This window comes from Kitasatospora sp. NPDC048298, from assembly GCF_043201465.1.
Taxonomy (GTDB): domain Bacteria; phylum Actinomycetota; class Actinomycetes; order Streptomycetales; family Streptomycetaceae; genus Kitasatospora.
In genome coordinates, this window is the sequence record NZ_JBICYZ010000011.1 from 74,425 (window position 1) to 93,719 (window position 19,295).

The following is a 19,295-nucleotide window of genomic DNA, read 5'->3' on the forward strand; positions in this document are numbered from 1 at the left end:
CGGCAGGAGTTCCTGGCTCCCACGGCCACCGGTCTACCGGTGAACCGCGGTCACAGTGGCGGGACCGCACCGGGTTCGCACCGGTTTCCTCCCCTGCGCCGTCGCTGGCGTTCGGACGGCCCGCGGGGGACCGTCCGCCAGCATCGTACGGGGTACGGCTGACCTGGGGGAGAGTGAGCTTTCGGACGTCCGGTTCGCGAGGCCGGTGGCGGGGCGGGCCTCGGGACCGGCGGCGGGGCCGGGGTGAGGGCGGGCACGGGGCCGGGGTGGGGGCGGGCTCGGGGCCGGGTGCGGACCGGGTGTGATGCGACGGACGGAGGCAAGCGATCGGATCATCTGTATGCTCGCCGCCATGCCACCGACACCCGACGCCACCGCGCCGGGCGCCGCAGGACCCGACCGGGAGGTGCCCGACCGGGGGCGTGCGGACGCCTGCCCCGGAGCGCTTCGTCTGCATGCGGCCGACGACGGCGCCCTCGCCCGGATCCGCCTGCCCGGCGGACTCCTGACGGACCGTCAGGCGCTCGCACTGGCCGAGGCGGCCGAGGCCCTCGGCGACGGTGAGCTGGAGACCACCTCGCGCGGCAACGTCCAGTTGCGCGGCCTGGCCCCGCACTGCGCGTCCGAGCTCGCCGACCGGCTGCGCGCCGTCGGGCTGCTGCCCTCGGACACCCACGAGCGGGTCCGCAACATCGTCGCCTCCCCGACCGCCGGGCTGGACGCCGCCGACAGCACCCCCGGCAGCCGCGGCAACGCCGATGTGCAGGCCTGGGTAAGGGAGTTGGACGCGCGCCTGTGCGCGAGCGACTGGGCGGCCGGGCTCTCCGGCAAGTTCCTGTTCGCGCTGGACGACGGGCACGGCGACGTCGCCGCGCTCGACGCCGATGTGACATTGATCGCAGGCCCGGACGGCACCCGGGTGCTGCGCCTCGGGCGCGACGACCACGGGCACCCGGTCGAGGCCGGGCGGGAGGTCGCCGCCGTCCTGGACGCGGCCCGCTCCTTCCTGGCAGCACTGCGGACGAACGGACGCAAGGCCTGGCACCTGCGCGAGGTCCCCGAACTGCTGCCGGCCGGCTCGGTGCCGCTGCCCGCCTTCGCCGGTGCCGCGCCCGCCGTCGGCGCGCTGCCCGGCGGGCTCTCGGTGGGACTGCGCTTCGGCCGGGCGAGCGCCGGACAGTGGCGGACGCTGGTCGCCGCCTCGGCCGGTGAACTGCGGCTGACCCCATGGCGCGGGGCGGTCCTGCCCGGCGCACCGGCCGACCGGCTGCCCGCGCTCGCCGCGGCCGGCTTCCGCACCGAGCCAGGCTCGGCCTGGGAGCGGGCCACCGCCTGCACCGGACTGCCGGGCTGCGCCAAGTCGCTGGCCGACGTCCGTACCGACGCGGCCCGGGTGTTGGACGCCGGTGTCGGTGCCGGTGCCGGTGCCGGTGTCGGTGTCGGGCCGGTCGGTGCGGTGCCCGCCCGGCCGCCCGTCCGACTGCCCGTCCACTGGTCGGGCTGTGAGCGGCGCTGCGGCCATCCCGCCGGGCGGTGGGTGGACGTGCTGGCGACGGGGCGCGGCTACCGGGTGACGGTGAACGGCGCCGCCGTCGACGCGGCGGATCCCCCGGCGACGAGCGTCGGCGTGACGGATCCCCGGGCGGCGAGCGTCGGCGCGACGAGCATCGATGTGACGAGCATCGACGTGACGAACGAGGAGATGGCCGAGGCGGTCGCCGAGGCCAGGAGGACCACGAAGTGATCGAGTACGAGAAGGACGGCGCGTCCATCTACCGCCAGTCCTTTGCCACCATCCGTGCGGAGGCCGACCTGGCCGCCCTCCCGGCGGACGTCTCCCAGGTCGCGGTGCGGATGATCCACGCCTGCGGGATGGTCGACCTGGTCGAGGACCTGGTGTACTCGCCCGGCGTGGTCGCCTCCGCGCGCGCCGCGCTGCGCGCCGGTGCGCCCATCCTCTGCGACGTCAACATGGTCGCGAGCGGTGTCACCCGCAAGCGGCTGCCCGCCGACAACGAGGTGATCTGCACCCTCACCGACCCGTCGGTGCCCGAACTCGCCCGGGCGATGGGCAACACCCGCAGTGCCGCGGCCATGGAGCTTTGGCTGCCCCGACTGGAGGGCGCGGTGGTCGCCGTCGGCAACGCGCCGACCTCACTGTTCCGGCTGCTGGAGATGATCGAGGCGGGCGCCCCCCGGCCTGCCGCGGTGATCGGCGTCCCGGTCGGCTTCATCGGCGCCGCCGAGTCCAAGCAGGCCCTGGCCGAGCACCCGTCCGGCCTGGAACACCTGGTGGTCCGCGGCCGGCGCGGCGGCAGCGCTATCGCCGCCGCCGCCATCAACGCGATTGCGAGCGAAGTAGAGTGACGGAGCCTCAGAACGCCACGGGTCGGCTGTACGGCGTCGGGCTCGGCCCGGGTGACCCGTCGCTGGTGACCGTCCGCGCCGCCGAACTCATCGGCAAGGCCGACGTGGTGGCCTACCACAGCGCCCGGCACGGCCGGTCGATCGCGCGGTCGATCGCCGAACGGTACCTGGCGGGTGGGCAGATCGAGGAGAAGCTCGTCTACCCGCTCACCGTCGAGACCACCGACCACCCGGGCGGCTACCGGGGCGCGCTGGACGAGTTCTACGAGGAGGCCGCCGCCCGGCTGGCCGCCCACCTGGACGCCGGGCGCGACGTGGTGGTCCTCGCCGAGGGCGACCCGCTCTTCTACGGTTCCTACCAGCACATGCACAAGCGGCTCGCGCACCGCTACCCGACCGAGGTGGTGCCGGGCGTGACCTCGATCAGCGCGGCCGCCGCCCGGCTCGGACAGCCGCTGACCGAGGCCGAGGAGACGCTCACCGTCATCCCCGGCACGCTGCCCGAGGAGGAGCTGACGGCGCGGATCGCGGCCGCCGACTCGGCCGTGGTCATGAAGCTGGGACGCACCTTCCCGACCGTCCGCCGCGCCCTGGAGCGGGCGGGACGGCTGGCGGACGCGCAGTACGTCGAGCGGGCCTTCATGGCGGGCGAGCGGATCGCCCCGCTCGCCGAGGTCGACGACGAGACGGTGCCGTACTTCTCGGTCGCGGTGCTGCCGAGCAAGGTGGCGCCGCTGGAGCCGGAGGTCCGGCTGTCGGACGGCGTCGGCAGCGTGACCGTGGTCGGCACCGGGCCGGCCGGACCGCTCTGGCTGACCGCCGAGGCGCGCGGAGCGCTGTCCGAGGCCACCGACCTGGTCGGCTACACCACCTACCTGGACCGGGTGCCGGAGCGTCCGGGGCAGCGGCGGCACGGCTCGGACAACAAGGTGGAGTCGGAGCGCGCCGAGTTCGCCCTGGAGCTCGCCCGGCGCGGGCACCGCGTCGCGGTGGTCTCCTCGGGCGACCCGGGGGTGTTCGCGATGGCCACCGCCGTCCTGGAGGTCGCCTGTGAGGAGGCGTACCGGGACGTCCCGGTACGGGTGCTTCCGGGGATGACCGCAGCCCACGCCGCCGCCTCCCGGGCCGGCGCCCCCCTGGGGCACGACTACGCGACGGTGTCGCTCTCGGACCGGCTCAAGCCCTGGGACGTGGTGGCGAAGCGGCTGCGGGCCGCGGCCGAGGCGGACCTGGTGCTCGCGCTGTACAACCCGGGCTCGAAGTCCCGGACCACCCAGGTCGGCCTCGCCCGGGACCTCCTGCTGGAGTACCGGGCGCCGGAGACCCCGGTGGTGATGGCCCGCGACGTCGGCGGCCCGACCGAGCGGGTGCGGATCGTCCGGCTGGGCGAACTCGACCCGGCGCTCGTCGACATGCGGACCATCCTGCTGATCGGCTCCTCGCAGACCCGGGCGGTCGAGCGGGGCGGCGGCGTGGAGGTCGTCTGGACGCCGCGGCGGTACCCGGAGGAGTAGCGGGCGCCGGTGGTGGGCGACGGATGACAGCTGTCAGCCGACGGACGTCAGCTGACAGCTGACGGACGACAGATGACAGCGAACAGATTTCATCATCTGTTCGCTGTCATCTGTCATTCGTTCGCCGTCCTCCGGCCGCTGCTCTCCGCCCCGCGGTTCCCCGCTACCGGGTCGGCTTGGTGATCAGCAGCTCGGTGTTGTGGTCCGTGCCCGTGCCCAGCAGCGCCGTCGCGCGGCCGTTCGGGTCGTTGTACGACAGCTCGCGGTAGAGCGCGGCGAGGTTGGCGTCCGAGGTGCTGCCGAAGTCCGTCCCGTACGGTGCGGAGGACTCGATCAGCGTGGTGAACAGCGAGAGCGTGCCGTCCCCGTTGTCCGCGATCTCGATGATCCGCCCGTGCTGCGGGTAGTCGATGTGCGAGGCGGTGTTGATCTCCCAGAACGCCCGCTCCGGCACCGCGTGCCCGTGCGGCGTGATCTTGTTCATGTGGGTGTGCCCGTTCACCCACGCGACCACGTTCGGGTAGCGCTGGAGCAGCGCCACCAGCTCGTTGCCGTCGTGCCGCCCCTCGAAGATGTTGCGCGGGTCCGGCAGCAGGTTGCCCATCGTGCCGCTGGTGTGGTGGCTGAAGACGAGGACCAGCTCGTCCGTGCTCCCGCCCGTCACCTTGCGCCCGTCGGCGTCGTACCAGTGACCGCTGTGCGCCTTCAACTGCTGCTCCAGCCAGCGCAGTTGCGCGGTGCCCAGCGAACCGTCGGCGAACCCGGCCTGGTTGGTGGTGTCCAGGCTGATACCGACCACCTTCTCCGAGATGCGGAAGGTGTAGTAGAGCTTGCCGCTGTTCGCCATGTCCGAGGTGAAGCCGTGCCCGTAGGGGCCGGCGCCGGTGACCGCCGGGTTCAGGTGGGCCTTGGCGAACTCCTTGAGCGTGAACGGCCGGCGGCGCTCGTCCGGGGTGACCTTGCGCACCAGGTCGCCGCTGGCGATCAGCTTCGCCAGCAGCAGCACGGCGCCCGCCGGGTCGCGGCGCAGCGAGTCCATCAGCTGGGCGGCCGTGGCGTCGTCGCAGCCCTCCAGCTTGTACTGGCCGGCGTACAGGTCGTTCAGCAGCCCGAGGTCCGGCAGCGAGCCCTCGATGCTGTCGTCGTGGTTGCCGACCGTGGTGTACCAGGGCGTGCGCAGGCCCGGCGCGTCGAAGGGACGCCCGGCGGCCGACAGGAAGCCGGGTATCTGCGGGAAGCCCTTCGCCTTGTAGCCGTCGCTGTAGGCGAGTTCGGGGTTCCAGTAGGCGGCGTTGCCGGAGTTCTGGACACCCTCGTAGCGGCCGAGGTCACCGGTGCTCTGGGCGAGCCGGCCGCCGCCCATGACCTTGAGGTACCAGTCGAGTTCGGCGAGCTCGTGGTTGTCGGTGTTGTCGCCGGTGGCCATCACCATGCTGAACGGCATCCCGGTGTAGGGGCCGCCGGCGAGCGAGTTGACGCGCTCGACGAGGGCCGACACGCCGCGGGCGTTCAGGGCCTCCTGCGGCCGGTACGCGCTGCCGTTGAACTTGGCCAGGTACTCGAAGCGCACCGGGGACTCGGTGTCCACCAGGTGCAGGTCGCTGAACTGGACGAAGCTGGCCAGGCCGGTCCGGCGGTCGTCCCGCCCGGTGGTCGCCGGCGCCAGCTCGCCGCGCACCACCAACGGCCAGCCGGGCCCGGCCGTCAGCCGCTTGTAGCCGCCGGTGCCGACCGGCGTGGCCACCTGCTCCAGCGTGGTCCCGGCGACCCCGACCGCCCGCGCGGCCGTCGTCGCCAGCGCCCGGTCGCGCGCCGCGGCCGAGGCGAACTGCGCGCCGCCCAGCGACAAGGCCGACCAGGCGGCAGCCACCGACGTACCGGTGAGGAACGTACGCCGATTCATCCCTGCCACAAAAACCCCCACATGCTGATGGCCCGGCGGGGAAGTCGACCCCGGCCGGGCCCACGTCTGTCATGAACCCGCTTCTGGCGGACCGCCAGATTACTCACTGGTAGGGGCGGCGGGCGAGGCCCGTGCAGAGAACTCTTCGGGAACGCGGGGCGGCGCCCCTGCGCAGCTCCCGCACGAGACGCCTCCACGCCGCGCACGACGCGGCCCGCCACCACCCCCGGTCGGGCCCCGCCCGGCCCGGTGGGGGAAAATCGGCGACGGCGTCCGAGGTGGCCGCCGAGCGGAGCGGGACGGCGTGGGCGCTGTCGGAAACGGGGCGCAGGTGGCCGCAGCAGGAGCCGAGCCGGGTGTGGGAGCCGCGGCCGGAGCGGGCGGCCGGGCCGGCCAGCTGAAGAGCAGCGGCCTGCGGCCCGGCTGGACGACGGGCGCCTGCGCCACCGCCGCCACCAAGGCCGCGTACACCGCGCTGCTCACCGGGGAGTTCCCGGACTCGGTGGTCGTCACCCTCCCCAAGGGCCAGCAGCCCGCCTTCGCCCTCGCGGCCGAGGAGCTGACGAGGGCCGCGGGGCCGACCGGGGCCGAGGAGCCGGACGGGTCGACCTGTGCCGACGGGCCGGCCGGCGCGGACGGGCCCGCCGGCGCCGACGGGTCGACCGCCGTGCAGTGGCCGGCCGCCGGAGGCGAGCGCCTCGCCGCCATGGCCGGAGTGGTCAAGGACGCGGGCGACGACCCCGACGTCACCCACGGCGCGCTGATCCGCTCGACCGTACGGTCCGGCGAGCCCGGTGCCGGCGTGGTGTTCCGGGCCGGTCCGGGGGTGGGGACGGTCACCAAGGCCGGCCTGCCACTGCCCGTCGGCGAGCCCGCGATCAACCCGGTGCCCCGGCAGATGATCCGGGACGTCGTCGCCGAGGTGGCCGCCGCGCACGGCGGCAGCGGCGACGTGGTGGTCGAGATCTCCGTCGACCACGGCGAGGAGATCGCCAGGTCCACCTGGAACCCCCGGCTCGGCATCCTCGGCGGCCTCTCCATCCTCGGTACGACCGGGGTGGTCGTCCCGTACTCCTGCTCGGCCTGGATCGACTCGATCCGCCGCGGGGTGGACGTGGCCCGGGCGGCGGGGCGCACCCACGTGGCCGGCTGCACCGGCTCGACCTCGGAGAAGGTCGCGGTCGCCGAGCACGGGCTGCCCGAGGACGCGCTGCTGGACATGGGTGACTTCGCCGGTGCCGTGCTCAAGTACCTCAAGCGCCACCCGGTGCCCCGGCTGACCATCGCGGGCGGCTTCGCCAAGCTGTCCAAGCTCGCGGCCGGCCACCTCGACCTGCACTCGGCGCGCTCCCAGGTGGACAAGGGGTACCTGGCCGAACTGGCCCGCCGCGGCGGGGCGGACGAGGTGCTGGCCGAGGCGGTCGCGGGCGCCAACACCGGCCTGGAGGCGGTGCAGTTGTGCCGCGCCGCCGGGGTGCCGCTCGGGGACCTCGTCGCCGAGGCGGCCCGGGCGACGGCGCTCGGCGTGCTGCTGGGCTCGCCGGTCGCGGTGGACGTCATCTGCATCGACCGCGCGGGCACCGTCGTCGGCCGCGCGGAGCCGCTGGGGCCGTGACGCCGCAGGACGGCGACAGCCGCCGGGGCTGTGGCACCGCCGGGACGGCGACCGCCGCCTGGGCCGTGACATTGTCGCGAGTGTCACGACGACGAGACAACATCACCTGGTGATGTGAGGAACTGACACTCATACGGGGTGAGAAACGGATAAATGGAGTTCTGTATCGACCCCCGATTCTGTCGTCATCTCAGTCATGAGATATCGTCTGGCGAGTGACAGGCGACTACCTCACCCGTATCGGCACCCTCATCCGCACCGCGCGCCAGCACCGGGGCTGGTCCCAGGCGCAGCTCGGAGAGGCTCTCGGAACCAGCCAGAGCGCGGTCAACCGCATCGAACAGGGCAAGCAGAACGTCAGCCTTGAGATGATCGCCCGCATCGGGGAAGCCCTCGACAGCGAGATCGTCTCCCTCGGCTACTCCGGCCCGATGCACCTGCGCGTCGCCGGCGGCACCCGGCTCTCCGGCGCGATCGACGTCCGCAGCAGCAAGAACGCCTGCGTGGCGATCCTCTGCGCCTCGCTGCTGACCACCGGCCGCACCACGATCCGCAGCGTCGCCCGGATCGAGGAGGTCTACCGCATCCTCGAGGTACTCACCAGCATCGGCGTCAAGAGCCGCTGGATCAACGAGGGCCGCGACCTCGAACTGACCCCGCCCGCCGAGCTGGACCTCGCGGCGATGGACGTCGAGGCCGCCCGCCGCACCCGCAGCGTGCTGATGTTCCTCGGCCCGCTGATGCACCGCGCCCAGCGCTTCGCCATCCCGTACGCGGGCGGCTGCGACCTCGGCACCCGCACCGTCCAGCCGCACCTGACCGCGCTGCGCCGCTTCGGCCTGGAGGTCGCCACCACCGGCGGCGCCTACCACGCCTCGGTCGAGCCGGGCGCCCCGCAGGACCGCCCGATCGTGCTGACCGAGCGCGGGGACACCGTCACCGAGAACGCCCTGCTGGCCGCCGCCCGGCACGACGGCGTCAGCGTCATCCGCAACGCCTCGCCCAACTACATGGTCCAGGACCTCTGCTTCTTCCTGGAGAAGCTGGGCGTGAGGATCGAGGGCATCGGCACCACCACCCTCACCGTCCACGGCGTCCCGGAGATCACCTGCGACGTCGACTACACCCCGGCCGAGGACCCGGTGGAGGCGATGAGCCTGCTGGCCGCCGCCGTCGTCACCTCCTCCGAGCTGACCATCCGCCGGGTGCCGATCGAGTTCCTGGAGATCGAGCTCGCGGTCCTGGAGGGCATGGGCCTCGACTACGACCGCACCCCCGAGTACCGCGCCCACAACGGCCGCACCCGGCTCGTCGACCTCACCGTGCACCCCTCCAAGCTGACCGCGCCGATCGACACCATCCACCCGATGCCGTTCCCCGGCATCAACATCGACAACGTGCCGTTCTTCGCCGCCATCGCCGCGGCCGCCCACGGCACCACGATGATCCACGACTGGGTGTACGACAACCGCGCGATCTACCTGACCGAGCTGACCCGCCTCGGCGCCGACGTCAAGCTCCTCGACCCGCACCGCGTGCTGGTCCAGGGCCCCACCCGCTGGCGCGCCGCCGAGATGGTGTGCCCGCCGGCCCTGCGCCCCGCCGTGGTCATCCTGCTCGCCATGCTCGCCGCCCAGGGCACCTCCGTGCTGCGCAACGTCTACGTCATCAACCGCGGCTACGAGGACCTCGCCGAGCGCCTCAACTCCATCGGCGCCCGGATCGAGACCTTCCGCGACATCTGACCGGCCGACGGGCCACTGACCGGCCTCACCCGTCGAGGCCGGTCAGCAGTACGGCGACCTCCAACCCGGTGTTCAGGTAGTCCACGAACACCGGGTTGTTCAGTGCCCAGGGCGAGCGTCGCTCCCGGACCAGCCGGACCGCCTCGCCGCACTCGTGCCCGAGGCCGACCAGCGCCTGCGCCACCACCAGGCCCGAGCGGTTGTACCCGGAGTGGCAGCGCACCAGCGTCCGCCGGCCCCGGCGGACGGCGGACGCGGTGAGCTCGGCCGCCTCCTGGACGGCGAGCAGCTGACCGGGGGAGAGCGGGCCGTCGGGCACCTCCCGGACGACGTGCTCCACCTCCGGCGCCGGGCCGTGCCCGGGGAGCGTGAACAGGCTGACCACCAGGTCGAACTCCGCCCTCACGATCGCGAGTTCCAGCTCGCCGCCGGGCGGGGTGTAGTAGTGCCCGCCCATCCAGAGCCCGGGGACGATCTCGTTCCAGGGCTCGGACGGCCCGGGAGTCTCGCGTTCCTTCTGGCGGGTGCGCACTGCCTGCTCGCTCCTTGTTCTCGGGGGGCTGCTCGGTGCTGCTCGACGCTCTTCGGCGCCGTTCGGCGCTCTTCGCTGCTACTCGCCGGTGGTGCCGTCGAGGTGTTCGCGGAGGAGGTCCGCGTGGCCGTTGTGGCGGGCGTACTCCTCGATCATGTGGGTGAGGATCCAGCGGAGCGAGAAGACCTCTTCGCCGTAGCGGCCCAGGACGTCCAACGACTCCGCGGCGGCGACGAGTTCCCTGGCGTGGTCGCACTCGCGGCGCCAGATCGCGAAGGCCTCGTCGGGGTCGGCGGTGTCGGCGTCGAACTCGGCGAAGGAACCGTCCGGGTGCTTCCAGAAACCGGGCGCGCCTTCGTCGTCGAGGACGTTGCGGAACCAGCTGCGCTCCACCTCGGCCAGGTGGCGGACCAGCCCGAGCAGGCAGAGCCCGGACGGCTCCAACACGCGGGTGCGGAGCTGCTCCGGGGTGAGGCCCTCGCACTTCATCGCCAGAGTGGCGCGCTGGTAGTCCAGGAAGCCTGCCAGAGTGGTGCGTTCGTCGGCGGTGCGGGGAGTCTGGGTGCGCTGATCATCGGTCATCGCGCCATCCTGCCCGCCATCCGACGGGCCCGCCCCGCATTATCCGCGGCCCAGTCCGGCCCGGCCCGGTTCAGCGGCCTGGTGGGAGCGTCAACGGCCGGACCCCCTACCGCAGTTGCTCCAGCCAGCGCAGTGCGCCCGGGACGTCGGGTGTGACCGGGACGCCGTCCGGCACCGGAGGACGCTCCACGATGATGACGGGCAGGCCGAGTCCGCGGGCGGCGGTCAGCTTGGGGGCGGTCGCGGCGCCGCCGCTGTCCTTGGTGACCAGGATGTCGATGCCGCGCCCCCGCAGCAGTGCCTCCTCGCCCTCGATCGTGAACGGCCCGCGGTCCAGCAGGACTTCGCACGAGGGCGGCAACGGAGGCTCGGGCGGGTCCACCGACCGGGCGAGGAAGTGGGCCCCGTCCAGGTGGGCGAAGGCGGCGACGCCCTGCCGGCCGATGGTGAGGAAGACCCGTTCCCCGCGCCGGGGCAGCAGTTCGGCCGCCGCGGCGAGGGAGGGGGCGGGGAGCCAGCGGTCGCCGTCGACCCGGGTGAAGCCGGGGCGGCGCAGCACCAGCAGGGGGACGCCGGTGGCGGCGGCCGCGAGGGCGGCGTTCCGCGAGATTCCGGCGGCGAACGGGTGGGTGGCGTCCACCACCGCGTCCACGCGTTCCGCGCGCAGCCAGTCCGCCAGTCCTTCCGGCCCGCCGAAGCCGCCGATCCGCACCTCCCCGGCGGGCAGCCGCGGCCGGGCGACCCGGCCGGCCAGCGAGCTGGTGACCCGGAGTGCGGTCGGGGCGAGTGCGGTCGGGGCGAGTTCGGCGGCCAGCGTCCGCCCTTCGGTGGTTCCGCCGAGGATCAGGACGTGCCGCATCAGGCGCCGCAGGGCTCGTGCGGTCGCTCGCGTTCCGCCGAGTAGAGGTGGCTGTCGCGGAACTGCTCGGCGGCCAGCGTGCGGCCGACGATGATGACGGCGGTGCGGACCACGCCCGCCGCCTTGACCTGCTCGGCGATGTCCCCGACGGTGCCGCGCAGCACCAGCTCGTCGGGGCGGCTGGCCATCGCGACCACGGCGGCCGGGCAGTCGGCGCCGTAGTGCGGGAGTAGTTGCTCGACCACGTCGTCCACGTACGAGGCGGCCAGGTGCAGCACCAGCAGGGCGCCGCTGCGACCGAGGGTGGCGAGGTCCTCGCCCTCGGGCATCGGGGTGGCGCGCTTGGCGATCCGGGTGAGGATGACGGTCTGGCCGACGGTCGGGACGGTCAACTCCCGCTTCAGCGCTGCCGCGGCGGCGGCGAAGGCGGGCACGCCGGGGACCACCTCGTACGGCACGCCGGCCGCGTCCAGGCGGCGCATCTGCTCGGCGACGGCGGAGAAGACGGACGGGTCGCCGGAGTGCAGCCGGGCCACGTCCTGGCCGGCCTCGTGGGCGGCGACCAGCTCGGCGGTGATCTGGTCCAGGTTGAGCTGCGCGGTGTCGATCAGTCGGGCGCCGGGCGGGCACTCGTCCAGCAGCTCGCGCGGGACCAGGCTGCCCGCGTACAGGCAGACCTCGGCGCGGGCCAGGATGCGCTGGCCGCGCAGGGTGATCAGGTCGGCCGCGCCCGGGCCTGCTCCGATGAAGTGGACGGTCACGAGGCGTTCTCCTGAGGGGTGTTGAACACTGCGGCGGGCTCGGCGGTGTCGGGTTCGGCGGTGTCGAGCTTGACATCGCCGGGCTTGACATCGCCGGGCTTGACGGCCGACCACTGGGTGACCGGCATGGCCTGGCGCCACCCGGTGAAACCGCCCACCGGGACGGCGTGGGCGACGGCGAGTTTGACGAGTTCCCCGCCGTGACGCCGGTACCACTCGGCCAGCAGCGCCTCGGACTCCAGCGTCACGGTGTTGGCGACGATCCGACCGCCGGGCCGCAACGCGGACCAGCAGGCGTCCAGCAGGCCGGGTGCGGTGAGGCCGCCGCCGATGAACACGGCGTCGGGGGTGGGGAGTTCGGCGAGCGCGGCCGGAGCGGGGCCGGTCACCACACGGAGCCGGGGAACCCCGAGCGCGGCGGCGTTGCGGGCGATCCGCTCGGCCCGCACCGGGGCGCGCTCGACGCTGACGGCCTGGCAGTCGCGGTGGGCGCGCAGCCACTCGATCGCGATCGAGCCCGAGCCGCCGCCGACGTCCCAGAGCAGTTCGCCGGGGGACGGGGCCAGCGTGGCGAGGGTCGCGGCGCGGACGTGGCGCTTGGTGAGCTGGCCGTCGCTCTCGTACGCGGTGTCGGGCAGGCCGGGGACGACGGAGGTGCGGGGGCCGTCGCCGAGGTCGACGGCGATGACGTTCAGCGGGTCGCCGGGCGGGTGCGGCCAGCCGTCGGCGGGTCCGTCCAGGTGGCGTTCGGCGGGGGCGCCGAGCTGTTCGAGCACCCGCAGGCGGGCGGTGCCGTAACCGCGGGTGGTGACCAGTTCGGCGACGGCGGCCGGGGTGGCGGCGTCGGCGCTGAGCACCAGCAGGCGGCGGCCGGGGTGGAGGGCGAGGGCGAGGGAGTCCAGCGGTCGGCCGACCAGGCTGACGACCTCGGTGGCCTCCAGCGGCCAGCCGAGCCGGGCACAGGCGTAGGAGACGGAGGAGGGGTGCGGCAGGACGCGCAGGCGCTCGGCGCCGACGGTCTCGGCGAGGGTGCGGCCGATGCCGTAGAACATCGGGTCGCCGCTGGCCAGCACGGCGATGCGGCGGCCGGCGTGGGTGGCGACCAGCCCGGGGACGGCGGGGCGCAGCGGGGATGGCCAGGGGACGCGTTCGGCGGTGACCTCGTCGCGGGGGAGCAGGTCCAGTTGGCGGGGCCCGCCGACGACGACCTCGGCCTCCCGGAGCGCGGCCCGGGAGCCGACCGCGAGGCCGGGCCAGCCGTCGGCCCCGATCCCGACGACGGTGATCGGGGGTGGCAGCTCGGGCACCGGGTGGCTCCTCGTCGTTCGATGGGCCGATGAGCAGGAAAACTCACTGGCCGGGGCAGCCTACCTGGCGGTCTGTGGGAGGTTCGGTGGCGGATGACAACCGACAGGCGACGGCCGACGGCCGACAACCGACAAGTGACAGGCGACAGATTTCAGATGACAGATGACAGCGAACAGATTTCAAACTCTGTTCGCTGTCATCTGTCACCCGCCTCCCAGTCCCCCGACTCGATCAGCGCCGGCTGCTCCCGCAGCCGCGCCTCGGCTCTCGGTCCGGCGAGGTAGACCCAGGCCTCGCGCGGCTCGCCCGTCGCCGTCCGTACCGTCAGCCGTCGCCGCACATACAGCCCGGTCCCGTCCGCCCGGCAGTCCTCCAGCCGGTCCAGCGCCGCCAGGGCTCCGGCGTACGCGCCCGGGCGTACGGTGACGAGCTCGCCCAGGATCCGGCGCCCGGGCGCCGGATCCGCAACCGCGTACGGGAAGCCGGGGCCCTCGTGCAGCGCGGCGCCCTCCAGTACCGCCGGCCGGATCTCGGCGTACCGTCCGGCCAGGTGGACGGCATGATTGCGGCCGCCGCTGCGCAGAGTGCCGTACACGAAGAACGGCAGGGCCTCCTCGGATGCGGACACGGGTTCGACCTCCTCGTCGGGGAGCGCCCACGGTACGTCCTGCGGTCCGACTTCTGATACCGACTGGCGCGCCGGGCCGTCCATGCGCTGTCATGTCGGATGTTCGGCCAGTACCGTCCAAGGGGGACACGCATGACATCGCCCGCTTCACCCTCCCAACCGGCCGCTACCCCCGGCTCGGCTCCCGACACCCCCGACACCCCCGGCATCCCTGCTGCCGCCGCCACCGAAGCGAAGAGCAAGGCCATGACCAAGGCAGCCACGACCCCCACCCCGCCCACCGACGCCGGCCCCGCCGCCCGTCTCGGCGGCGCGGTCTGGCTCGCCCTCCTCGTGGTCTACGTCGTCTGGGGCTCGACCTACCTGGCGATCCGGGTCGTCGTGGAGACGATGCCCTCCTTCCTCTCCGCCAGTGCCCGCTTCCTCACCGCCGGCCTGCTGCTGGCCGGCTACCTCCTGGTGCGCCAGGGCCCGGCCGGCCTGAAGGTGACCCGGCGACAGCTGGCCTCCTCCGCCCTGGTCGGCCTGCTGCTGCTGACCGGCGGCAACGGCATGGTGGTCCTGGGCGAGACCTCCGTCCCCTCCGGCCTGGCCGCCCTGCTGGTGGCCGCGGTCCCGCTGTGGATGGTGGTGCTGACGGCGTTCGGCGGAGAGCGCCCGAGGCCCGCCGAGCTGGCCGGGGTGCTGCTCGGACTGGTCGGCCTCGGCGTCCTGTCGGCCCCCGCGATCGGCGGGTCGATCGAGCCGGGCGGCGTGATCCTGATCATCGGCGCCACCCTGCTCTGGGCGACCGGCTCCTTCGTGAGCAAGAAGATCCCGATGCCCGGCAACGTGCTCGCCGCGAGCGCCTTCCAGATGCTGGCCGGCGGCCTCGGCAACCTGCTGGTCGGACTGGGCCGCGGTGAGCAGCACGGGCTGGACCTCGGGGCGATCTCCGGCCGGTCCTGGCTGGCCCTCGCCTACCTGGTGCTGTTCGGCTCGCTGCTCGCCTTCACCGCGTACGCCTGGCTGCTGCGCGCCGCGCCGCTGACCCTGGTGGCCACCTACGCGTACGTGAACCCGGTGGTCGCGGTGCTGCTGGGCTGGCTGATCCTGGCCGAGCCGCTGACCGGCCCGACCCTCGCGGGCGGCGCGATCGTGGTGGCGGGCGTCTGCCTGGTGGTGAGCGTCAGCCGGCGGCGTCCGGGCCGCTCGTCGGGCGCCGGGAGTCCGGCCCGCCGGGAACGTCAGCCCCGCCGGGAACGTCAGGCCGGCTGAACCGGCTGAAGCGGTCGTCCCGGCTGAACCGGCTGAACCGGCTGAACCGCCTGAAGCGGCCGAACCGCCTGAACCGGCCGAACCGCCTGAACCGGCCGAACCGCCTGAACCGGCCGAACCGGCCGTCCCGGCCTTCCGACCGGGACGATCCCCCTGGCCTGCCGCCCGACGTTCGGCTCAGAAGGAGTGCGGCGCCCTGCCCGTCCACCAGTTGCCGGGCGCGTCCGGGTCGCGGCTGGTCCAGAACTCGATGATCGCGTTGGTGAACTCGGCCGCGGAGAGCACGCCGTCGCCGTCGGCGTCGAGGTGGCGGAAGGCCTCGTCGGCGTCGTCGCGGGAGAGGCCGACGAAGTGGCCGCGCTGGAAGACGAAGAACTCGCCGGCGTCCACCGTCCCGCTGCGGTCGGCGTCGGCGACGGCGAGGAAGGCGCGGGCGAGTGCGCCGAGGATGTCCTGCGCGGCCTCCGGGTCGTCGGCGAGCGAGCCGGTCGAGGCGACGAACTGCTGGCGGGTGATCGCCTCGGTGCCGGCGGGCAGCCGGGCGAGGTGCAGGTCGTGCCAGGTCGTCAGGTAGGCGCGCACTATCACGGCCTCCGCCTCGGAACCCTCCTGGTGGCCGAGCGAGCGGGCCACCGAGAGGCCCATCAGGACGTGATCCCGCTCGGTGAGCAGGCCGTCGCCGTCGGCGTCGAGGTGATCGAAGCCGTGGTTGATCTTTGCGATGAGCAGGTCGTCCGACAAATGTGCCCCCTCGGTTGGTGATTCCTTGCCCGGGTCTCCTACGTCACACCGCCTGCACGCTAGCGCCTCGAGCCGGAGCGGCGCAGCCGAACGAAGGGTGCACGACCTTCCGTTCACTCCTCCTGGTGGTCGGCCCAGACGTACGCCCCCGGCAGCAGGGCCGACACCGGCACGGTGCGCAGCTCCGGCCCCCGCCCGACGATGACCCCCACCTCGGGGAAGTAGTCCAGCAGCACCTGCCGGCACCGCCCGCACGGCGGGATCACCCCGCGTTCCCGGTCGCCCACGGCCACCACGGTGGTGAGCTCGTACGCCCCCTGGCCGGCCGCCGCGCCGATGAGCACCAGCTCGGCACACGGCCCGCCGGTGAAGTGGTAGGCGTTCAGCGCGGTGACGATCCGCCCGTCGGCATTGCGGCCCGCGGCCGCCACGGTGTGGTTGTCGCCCCGCGCGTACCGCCGTGCGACCTCCAGGGCCGCCTCCACGAGTTCCTCGTCCACGGTCGTCCGGTCGCTGCTGGTGGACATCGTCGCTGCACCTCTCCGATGGCGTCCGACGGGTCCGATCCCGTCCGACGGGCCTCGATCATCTCAGTGCACCGCTCAGTGCACCGCTCAGTGCACCGCCGCCAGCAGCTCCCGTGTGTACTCGGTGTGCGGCGCCTCGAACAGCCGGTCCCGGTCGGTGGACTCGACCAGCCGGCCCCGGTGCATCACCGCCACCCGGTCGCAGAAGTGCCGTACCACCGCGAGGTCGTGGGAGACGAACAGGAAGGCGACGCCGAGCCGTTCGCGCAGCTCCATCAGCAGGTTGAGCACCTGGGCCTGTACCGACACGTCGAGCGCGGAGACCGGCTCGTCGGCGATGATCAGGCGCGGCTGCGGGGCGAGCGCCCGGGCGATGCCGATCCGCTGGCGCTGTCCGCCGGAGAACTCGTGCGGGTAGCGGTCCAGGTGCCGGGCCTCCAGCCCGACCTGCTCCAGCAACTCGGCCGAGCGCTCCCGCCGTTCGGCCGGGCTCAGCGAGGTGTGCAGGCGCAGCGGGGTGTCCAGGGTCCGGGCGATGGTCCGGCGCGGGTTGAGCGAGGCGTACGGGTCCTGGAAGACCAGCTGGACCTCCCGGCTGAGCCGCTTGCGCAGCTCCCGGTCCGGCCGGGTGACGTCCTGCCCGTCGTACGACACCCGTCCGCCGGTGGGCCGTTGCAGCCCGGCCAGGACCCGTGAGGTGGTGGACTTGCCGGAGCCGGACTCGCCGACCAGCCCGAGCGTCTCGCCGGGGGCGATCCGCAGGCCGACCCCCTCGACCGCCCGGACCGGTTCGGCCCGCAGGCCGGGGAAGCGCCGGCGCCCGGGGAAGTGCACGGACAGGTCCTCCACCTCGACCAGCCAGCGCTCGGGACGCCGGACGGTCCGCGGCCGGAACGTCCGGGACGGCGCCGGCTCGTCGACCGTCGGCAGGGCGGTGCCCGGTACCGAGTCCAGCCGGAGCGCCGCGCCCACCAGTGCCCGGGTGTACGGCTCGCGCGGTGCGGACAGCAGCTCGGCGGTCGGCGCGGACTCGATCCCGACCCCGCCGCGCAGCACCAGCGTGCGGTCCGTCGTTCCGGCGACCACGCCCAGGTCGTGGCTGACCAGCAGTACCGCCGTCCCGTGCTCGCGCTGCAACTCGCCGAGCAGGTCCAGGACCTGCCGCTGGACGCGGGCGTCCAGGGCGGTGGTCGGCTCGTCCGCGATGATCAGCCGGGGGTCGTTCATCAGGGCCATCGCGATCATCACGCGCTGGCGCATGCCACCGGAGAACTGGTGCGGGAAGTCGCGGGCCCTGGCCGCCGGGATGCCCACCCGGTCGAGCATCTCGCCCGCCCGCCGGCCCGCCTCGGCCCGGCCCGCGCCCGGGTGGTGCAGCCGGTACATCTCGGCGAGCTGGGCGCCCACACCGTGGAAGGGGCTGAGCGAGGTGAGCGCGTCCTGGAAGACCAGCGCGGCCGTCCCGCCCCGCACCCCGCGCAGCGCGGACTCCTCGGCGCCGACCACCTCCTGCCCGCCCAGCCTGATCGAGCCGGTGACGGTGGTGGTGCGCGGGTCGTGCAGGCCGAGGACGGCGAGCCCGACGGTCGACTTGCCGGAGCCCGACTCGCCCACCAGGCCCAGGACCTCACCCGGCGCGAGGTCGAACGACAGGCCCCGGACGGCGGTCACCGGCGCGCCGCCGCGCGGGTCGGCGAAGGCGACGCTCAGGTCGCGGACGCTCAGCACGGGCTCGACGCCCGTCGCCCCGGAGGCCTTCGCCCCAGTGGCCCTCGCCACGGCGGCCGGCCCCTCAACGGCGTTCGCGGAGGCGGCTCGTCCCTCGGCGGTCTTCGCCGAGGCGGCCGGCCCTTCAACGGCCTTCGCCGAGGTGGTCTTCACGCCGTCTCCCGGAACAGTGGATCTCATCGACGGACTCCCCATCAGCTCAGCCGGACACGCGGGTCGAGCCAGGCGACCGCGAGGTCGGCCAGCGCGACGAACAGCACCATGAAGCAGGCGGCCAGCAGCACCGCGCCGACCACGGCGGGCAGGTCCTGCCCGCCGACGGCCTCCGCGGCGAACCGCCCGACCCCGTTCAGCCCGAACACCGTCTCGGTGATCACGGCCCCGCCGAGCAGCGCCCCGGCCTCCAGCCCGATCAGCTGCACCAGCGGCCCGGCGGCGCCGCGCGAGGTGTACTTGAGGTGGGCGTGCAGCCGTCCCAGGCCCTTGCCGCGGGCCGTGCGGACGTACTCCTCGTTCATCGTCTCCAGCAGTTGCGAGCGCGAGAGCCGGGCGAACACGGCCGAGTTGACGAAGCCGAGGACGAGCCAGGGGAGCAGCATCCCGCCCGCCCAGGCGGCCGGGTCGTCGGCCGGCGCGGTGTAGGAGGGCAGCGGCAGCAGCCCGGTGGAGTACACCAGCAGCCACTGCGCGACGTACCCGAGGAAGTAGATCTGCACGCTCGCGCCGACCAGGGTGAAGCCCGACAGCAGTCGGTCGGTCCGCCGCCCGTGCCGCAGCGCGGAGACGAACCCGCTGCCGAGGCCGAACACCAGCAGGACGGCGAGCGCCCCGGCGGTCAGCGAGAGGGTGACGGGCAGGTGGTCGGCCAGCGCCTCGGTGACCGGCTGGTGCAGCCGGTAGGAGTAGCCGAGGCACGGGGCGTCGCAGTGGATGGTCGAGCCGTCCACGTCGCCGATGTCCCGCCCGGCGACGACCCCGACCAGGTAGTCGGTGTACTGGGTGAGCAGCGGCTGGTCCAGGCCCATGCTCTGGCGGACCGCCGCGACCTGCCCGCTGTCGCAGCGCGGGCCGCAGGCGGCGCGGGCCGGGTCGGCGGGCGCGGCGTAGAAGAGGGCGAAGGCGGCGGCGGAGACCGCGACCAGGACCGCGAGGGCCTGGGCGGTCCGCCGCAGGACGAAGGAGAGCATGGCCGATCCGGGGTCGACGTGACGGGGGAGGTGTTGGAAGG

General features: G+C 73.8%; 17 protein-coding genes and 1 riboswitch. Of the genes, 6 read left to right on the forward strand and 11 right to left on the reverse strand.

Annotated elements, in window-relative coordinates:
• Positions 1-6 precede the first annotated feature (6 nt).
• A riboswitch (cobalamin riboswitch) is annotated at positions 7-91 on the reverse strand.
• 261 nt (positions 92-352) lie between these two features.
• Genes ACGF0D_RS11890 through ACGF0D_RS11900 form a run of 3 tightly spaced genes read left to right on the forward strand, consistent with a single transcriptional unit; the run spans position 353 to position 3,881 of the window.
• Positions 353-1,744: a hypothetical protein gene (locus ACGF0D_RS11890; protein WP_392915089.1), complete on the forward strand. Its 1,392-nt coding sequence runs from the start codon at positions 353-355 to the stop codon at positions 1,742-1,744.
• Positions 1,741-2,367, forward strand: a complete 627-nt coding sequence (locus ACGF0D_RS11895; protein WP_380692893.1) for a precorrin-8X methylmutase — start codon at positions 1,741-1,743, stop codon at positions 2,365-2,367. Before ACGF0D_RS11890 ends, ACGF0D_RS11895 begins: the two co-directional genes overlap by 4 nt.
• A complete protein-coding gene (locus tag ACGF0D_RS11900) occupies positions 2,364-3,881 on the forward strand; it encodes a precorrin-2 C(20)-methyltransferase (RefSeq protein WP_392915091.1) in 1,518 nt (505 codons plus the stop codon). The genes ACGF0D_RS11895 and ACGF0D_RS11900 overlap by 4 nt, the downstream gene beginning before the upstream one ends.
• A 163-nt stretch (positions 3,882-4,044) precedes the next feature.
• Here ACGF0D_RS11900 and ACGF0D_RS11905 read toward each other — a convergent pair whose 3' ends face one another.
• On the reverse strand, positions 4,045-5,784 hold the full coding sequence (locus tag ACGF0D_RS11905; RefSeq protein WP_392915094.1) for a TIGR03767 family metallophosphoesterase: 1,740 nt from the start codon (positions 5,782-5,784) through the stop codon (positions 4,045-4,047).
• A 331-nt stretch (positions 5,785-6,115) separates the two neighbouring features.
• Here ACGF0D_RS11905 and ACGF0D_RS11910 point away from each other — a divergent pair, with 331 nt between their 5' ends.
• Positions 6,116-7,399 (forward strand): cobalt-precorrin-5B (C(1))-methyltransferase, encoded by a 1,284-nt coding sequence (locus ACGF0D_RS11910; RefSeq protein ID WP_392915224.1) that lies wholly within the window; start codon positions 6,116-6,118, stop codon positions 7,397-7,399.
• A 215-nt stretch (positions 7,400-7,614) separates the two neighbouring features.
• Positions 7,615-9,144 (forward strand): UDP-N-acetylglucosamine 1-carboxyvinyltransferase, encoded by a 1,530-nt coding sequence (locus tag ACGF0D_RS11915; protein ID WP_392915096.1) that lies wholly within the window; start codon positions 7,615-7,617, stop codon positions 9,142-9,144.
• A gap of 25 nt (positions 9,145-9,169) precedes the next feature.
• Here ACGF0D_RS11915 and ACGF0D_RS11920 read toward each other — a convergent pair whose 3' ends face one another.
• The 6 genes from ACGF0D_RS11920 to ACGF0D_RS11945 all read right to left on the reverse strand — a co-directional run bounded on the left by ACGF0D_RS11920 (position 9,170) and on the right by ACGF0D_RS11945 (position 13,814).
• Entirely contained in the window at positions 9,170-9,676 is a 507-nt protein-coding gene (locus ACGF0D_RS11920) for a protein phosphatase (RefSeq protein ID WP_392875525.1), read from the reverse strand.
• 78 nt (positions 9,677-9,754) lie between these two features.
• Positions 9,755-10,258, reverse strand: a complete 504-nt coding sequence (locus ACGF0D_RS11925; RefSeq protein ID WP_392915099.1) for a DinB family protein — start codon at positions 10,256-10,258, stop codon at positions 9,755-9,757.
• A gap of 106 nt (positions 10,259-10,364) precedes the next feature.
• Entirely contained in the window at positions 10,365-11,117 is a 753-nt protein-coding gene (locus ACGF0D_RS11930) for a cobalt-precorrin-6A reductase (RefSeq protein ID WP_392915101.1), read from the reverse strand.
• Positions 11,117-11,878 (reverse strand): precorrin-4 C(11)-methyltransferase, encoded by a 762-nt coding sequence (gene cobM, locus ACGF0D_RS11935; protein WP_392915104.1) that lies wholly within the window; start codon positions 11,876-11,878, stop codon positions 11,117-11,119. Before cobM ends, ACGF0D_RS11930 begins: the two co-directional genes overlap by 1 nt.
• The gene (gene cbiE / locus ACGF0D_RS11940; RefSeq protein WP_392915107.1) at positions 11,875-13,185 is read right to left on the reverse strand and encodes a precorrin-6y C5,15-methyltransferase (decarboxylating) subunit CbiE; all 1,311 of its coding nucleotides are present in this window, start codon (positions 13,183-13,185) and stop codon (positions 11,875-11,877) included. Before cbiE ends, cobM begins: the two co-directional genes overlap by 4 nt.
• A 197-nt stretch (positions 13,186-13,382) precedes the next feature.
• On the reverse strand, positions 13,383-13,814 hold the full coding sequence (locus ACGF0D_RS11945; protein ID WP_392875539.1) for a gamma-glutamylcyclotransferase family protein: 432 nt from the start codon (positions 13,812-13,814) through the stop codon (positions 13,383-13,385).
• Between the two features lie 246 nt (positions 13,815-14,060).
• Between ACGF0D_RS11945 and ACGF0D_RS11950 the strand changes: the two genes are divergently transcribed.
• On the forward strand, positions 14,061-15,071 hold the full coding sequence (locus ACGF0D_RS11950) for an EamA family transporter (RefSeq protein WP_392915110.1): 1,011 nt from the start codon (positions 14,061-14,063) through the stop codon (positions 15,069-15,071).
• Between the two features lie 177 nt (positions 15,072-15,248).
• Here ACGF0D_RS11950 and ACGF0D_RS11955 read toward each other — a convergent pair whose 3' ends face one another.
• The 4 genes from ACGF0D_RS11955 to ACGF0D_RS11970 all read right to left on the reverse strand — a co-directional run bounded on the left by ACGF0D_RS11955 (position 15,249) and on the right by ACGF0D_RS11970 (position 19,254).
• Positions 15,249-15,812: an EF-hand domain-containing protein gene (locus ACGF0D_RS11955; protein ID WP_392915112.1), complete on the reverse strand. Its 564-nt coding sequence runs from the start codon at positions 15,810-15,812 to the stop codon at positions 15,249-15,251.
• A 113-nt stretch (positions 15,813-15,925) separates the two neighbouring features.
• Positions 15,926-16,339, reverse strand: a complete 414-nt coding sequence (locus ACGF0D_RS11960; RefSeq protein ID WP_392915115.1) for a cytidine deaminase family protein — start codon at positions 16,337-16,339, stop codon at positions 15,926-15,928.
• An 87-nt stretch (positions 16,340-16,426) separates the two neighbouring features.
• A complete protein-coding gene (locus ACGF0D_RS11965; protein WP_392915117.1) occupies positions 16,427-18,247 on the reverse strand; it encodes a dipeptide ABC transporter ATP-binding protein in 1,821 nt (606 codons plus the stop codon).
• A gap of 14 nt (positions 18,248-18,261) precedes the next feature.
• Positions 18,262-19,254, reverse strand: a complete 993-nt coding sequence (locus ACGF0D_RS11970; RefSeq protein WP_392915119.1) for an ABC transporter permease — start codon at positions 19,252-19,254, stop codon at positions 18,262-18,264.
• Between the last annotated feature and the right edge of the window lie 41 nt (positions 19,255-19,295).